Genomic DNA, 309 nt, shown 5'->3' with positions numbered 1-309 from the left:
TTGCCAATCCGATAGCAGCGGCCCATCCCTTTGGAAGCGTTTCGGCGGCCAGTGGGAAGACCTGCCTTTATGGGATACCAATCCTTTCGACCCGAAGTGCCTCTATATTTTTGATGGCCAGCAGGCTAACCATGTCGCACCATCAAACATTAGCGTCGCTGAACACGGAACAACTACGACTCTGCGTCGAATCGAATACACGGACAAGACTCGCTACCGTTGGTGGCAGTACAACTGGTCGAACGATACCTACTATGGGTACGTTGCTGTATCTAATATTTTGGTGAACTGTTTGTGATTGCCAATCCG

1 protein-coding gene is annotated in these 309 nt (G+C 50.2%); it reads left to right on the top strand.

Features of this window, described 5'->3' with window-relative positions; all coding sequences use genetic code 11:
* Nucleotides 1–298 (top strand): hypothetical protein (locus PuT2_RS16020; RefSeq protein WP_216820846.1); only part of this gene is annotated, 298 nt, incomplete at its 5' end.
* Nucleotides 299–309 lie beyond the last annotated feature (11 nt).

The organism is Pusillimonas sp. T2 (genome assembly GCF_002236805.1).
GTDB lineage: Bacteria > Pseudomonadota > Gammaproteobacteria > Burkholderiales > Burkholderiaceae_B > Neopusillimonas.
This window is presented reverse-complemented; position numbering and strand designations above follow the sequence as displayed.